This window comes from Persicitalea sp. (assembly GCF_041751555.1).
Classification (GTDB): domain Bacteria; phylum Bacteroidota; class Bacteroidia; order Cytophagales; family Spirosomataceae; genus Persicitalea.
On sequence record NZ_JBGSXF010000413.1, the window covers coordinates 1 to 4,031 of the forward strand.

Here is a 4,031-nt window from a genome sequence, read left to right on the forward strand (position 1 = left end):
ACTTATCTTTGCGAATTGAAGAACACTGACTCAATGAATCGAGGAGCGCTACCATCGAAGCCCCAAAAAAACCGACTGCTTGAATTGGACGCTCTGCGAGGGATTGCCGCCGTGAGCGTTATGATCTTTCACTACTCAATCGGTCAGAATGCTGAGCGGCTGGGTTGGGAATTCCGGTACGGCGTCACGGGCGTCGATTTGTTTTTTGTGATCAGTGGCTTTGTGATTACTCTGAGCATCCAAAAGATTCAGAAATGGCAGGACTTTGCCGTCTTCCGCTTCGCCCGCCTTTACCCTACTTTTTGGGCGTGTGTGCTGATTACCACTTTTTTCATTCTTCTGTACGAACCTACTTCGATTAGTTTTAGTCAGTTTTTAGCCAACCTGACCATGTTTCCGGTGTATTTCGGCATAGAAAACCTCGATCAGGTGTATTGGACGCTGCTGGTCGAAATGGTTTTCTATTTATGGATTTTGGCCGTGTGGTTATTCGGAAAAATGCGGCAGATCGTTACTATCGGTTTGTTGTTTTTAGTCGCCGTGGTACTTTTTCATGCTCTTGGAACCCGTATTCCGGTAGTGTACAGTTTTCTGACATGGAAGGTGCAGTTTCTCAACCACTTTCCGCTTTTTTATACCGGAATTCTCTTTTATCAGCTGAAATTCAAAACTTTTGATTGGCGATATTTGGTATTGATTGGTTTTGGGATGGCGACCGCATTTTACCTGCACGACAAGGGCGGACGCACGATGTACCATACTTCCGCATTGGAGCACAATTTACTTATCGCGCTCTATCATCTGCTTTTTCTTCTATTTGTGTTGGGTAAATTGACTTTTCTGGTCAATCCCATTTTCTTGTTTCTGGGCAAAATCTCTTACAGCCTTTACCTATTGCACCAATACATCGGTCTGCACCTGATCGAAACACTCTACCAGAACCTGGGACTAAACATCTACCTCGCGGTAATTCTGACCATTGCCGTAATCATAGGCTTGTCTTACCTGGTGACGGTTTATGTTGAAGACCCGGCCATCCTAAGAATCAAAAATTGGTATCGTGCCCGACAAGGCCGTAGAGTGGATGAGCCTGATGCTGCCCGGTCGGCGTTACCTTAAAATTTTTCGCGGTTCGTTTGCCTTATTCCTTACATTTGCGGCTTGAAAAGAACCATTTAGCCCACGCTATTTTCCGGTATGGAAGCCACTTCCCACAAAAAATTGAACGAATTAGCCGCTACGGCTATCTGCGGCAACGACATCACCTCCTCTTGTCTTTACGTTTCGGCGCTTTCCATCGCCTACGCCGGACAGTACGCCTGGGTGGCACTGCTCATCGTAGCGGCGGTGTTGTTTCTTTTTCGGAAAATTTATGGTGAAGTAGTCGGTGCCCTGCCTCTCAATGGCGGCGCGTACAACGTGCTGCTCAACACCACTACCAAGAGTAACGCTTCCGTCGCGGCTTGCTTGACCATACTGTCCTATATGGCCACGGCGGTGATCTCGGCCAGCGAGGCTATGCATTACCTGCACGACATCGTGCCGAGCATTAATATCATTTTTTCTACGGCGATTCTTATCACTATGTTTCTGTTACTTGTGATGTCTGGGATCAGCGAGTCGTCCATTGTGGCCATCGTTATTTTCGTGCTGCACATTACTGCCATGCTCACGCTGATTATCAGCGGAATATGGTACGTATCACAAAATGGCTTTCAAGTGGCCTCGCTCAACTTCGACGCACCGCTTAATGGTGGTTTTGGCACCGCACTGTTTTTAGGGTTTAGCACGGCCATGCTGGGAATCAGCGGCTTCGAGAGTTCAGCCAACTTTGTGGAGGAGCAAAAGCAGGGCGTATTTCCCAAAACTCTAAGGAACATGTGGATTGCCGTATCGGTCATCAATCCATTGATGGCCCTGTGTGCGGTTATGGTATTGCCGCTGGCGGAAGTGGCTCAAAATCAAGAAGCCTTGCTCTCGCACCTGGGCGAGAATACGGGTGGTAGTTGGTTGGCCACTTTCATTTCGGTGGATGCAGTGCTGGTACTTAGTGGTGCGCTGCTGACTTCTTACGTGGGTGTCAACGGCCTTATCAAGCGTATGGCGCTCGACCGAATTTTGCCTCAATTGCTGCTGAAGGAGAACAAGAAAGGTAGTTCGCCCCGCATCCTGATCGTTTTTTACTTGCTCTGTTTGTCGGTACTGTTTATTACAAATGGCGAATTGGGGCCTTTGGCGGGAGTTTATACGATCTCGTTCCTGCTGGTGATGGTGTACTTTGGCTTTGGTAATTTTTTGTTAAAGAGCAAGCGGGCACGGCTTCCCCGGCCCGAGCGGGCCACGGTATTCTCTGTCACGCTGGCGATTCTGGCCGTGGTGGTCGCATTGTATGGCAACATCATCATGCACCCCGACTACCTGATCGTCTTTCTGCAGTACTTTGTGCCATCCATTATCGTCATTATCCTGCTGCTGAATCGAAATGAAATCTTAAAACTGCTGCTGGTTCTGGTCAACAGATTCTTCACTATACTCAAGCATGTCGCTGCTGCCAGTCGGTTGCAGATATCGCGGCATATTAAGAAACTGACTGAGCAGGAGTTCGTCTATTTCACGAAGGGTGACGACATTTCTATCCTCAACAAGGTGATGATCTACGTGCAGGAAAACGAAATTACTAAAAAACTCAAAATCGTTACGATATTGAAAGAGGGGGAAGATGTTCATGAAGCCTTTTTCAGCGATTTGGAGGTATTGGACCGCGCCTATCCCGATATAAAGATAGAATACGTGCAGTTGCATGGCACATTTGGCCCTGAGATTATCGAGCGACTAAGCAAGGAATGGGATATTCCGATCAACTTCATGTTCATTAGTTCGCCCAGCGACCGATTTACGCACCGCGTGTCGGATCTGGGTGGGGTGCGGTTGATTATATAAAAACATATTCCGCACCGGAGGTTGGACGCTTGAAAATACCCAACACAATTTAGCTAAGAAAACTTACAGCCCAATGAATACGAAAGCCATCGTAACGGGACTCGTATGCGCATCTCTTTTCCTTTCTCAAGCCTACGCCCAAATCACCGGGCGCATTCTCGACAAAACCACCAGCCAACCTGTTTCCTTTGTCAGTGTAGCGCTGTATTCGGTTAATGATTCCGTCGCTGTGAGTGGTGCCATTACCGATACAACGGGCCGTTTCCAAATTCCAAGTCCAAAGCCCGGACAATACCGTGTCAAAACGTTTTTTGTGGGCTACAAACCCGCCACGGCAGAATTCTACGTCGAGCGCGGACGGGCAATAGACGTAGGTGCTTTCTCGATAGAAGGCGAATCAAAATTATTGGAAGAGGTGCGCGTGACCGGGCAGCGAGCCGAGGTCATCATGAAGGCTGACCGCCAAACCTACCGCGCCGCGCAGTTCCAGGCGGCGGTGGGGGGCACGGCTACTGACGTGCTTCGTAACCTGCCCGGTCTGACTATCGACGCCGAGGGTGAGGTGAGTTTACGCGGGGCGAACGGATTTCTGGTGCTACTCAACGGTAAACCCGTTCAGGCAAACCTGGGAACATTACTGAACCAGCTTCCGGCTAACACGATCGAGTCCATCGAGGTGATTACTACCCCTAACGCCCGTTATGATCCCGACGGCAAGGCCGGCATCATCGCCATTGTCACCCGTACCGGAGCCCACACAGGCTGGTCGGCAGTGGCCAATGGTTTGATTGGGTTGCCGAGTGTAAGCGATTTTGGCAACGCCGAAAAGCCGCAACGTCACGCAATCGACGCCACGCTGAACTACCGATCCAAGCTTTGGGATTTCACGCTTAGTTCGGCCTACATCCGAAACGACATCGCCGGGCGGCGCGTGGGGGACGTAAGTACCACGATCGGCAACCGCACGACGCGCTTTCCTTCAATGGGTGAGCGGAGTTTTGACCGCTGTACATTCACCAATAGACTGGCCGTGGCCTTCGTGCCAAACAAGTACAACGTTTGGAATTTGGGATTGTACCAAAGTCGCCGTA

Annotated in this window: 3 protein-coding genes; all 3 read left to right on the forward strand. The window is 49.6% G+C overall.

Going from position 1 to position 4,031, the window contains the following annotated elements; all coding sequences use genetic code 11:
• On the forward strand, positions 1-1,119 hold a 1,119-nt coding region (locus tag ACEW8P_RS14535; protein ID WP_373513801.1), incomplete at its 5' end, for an acyltransferase family protein.
• Between the two features lie 102 nt (positions 1,120-1,221).
• On the forward strand, positions 1,222-2,940 hold the full coding sequence (locus tag ACEW8P_RS14540) for an APC family permease (RefSeq protein ID WP_373513802.1): 1,719 nt from the start codon (positions 1,222-1,224) through the stop codon (positions 2,938-2,940).
• Between the two features lie 73 nt (positions 2,941-3,013).
• Positions 3,014-4,031: carboxypeptidase regulatory-like domain-containing protein (locus ACEW8P_RS14545; protein WP_373513803.1), on the forward strand; the 1,018-nt coding region annotated here is incomplete at its 3' end.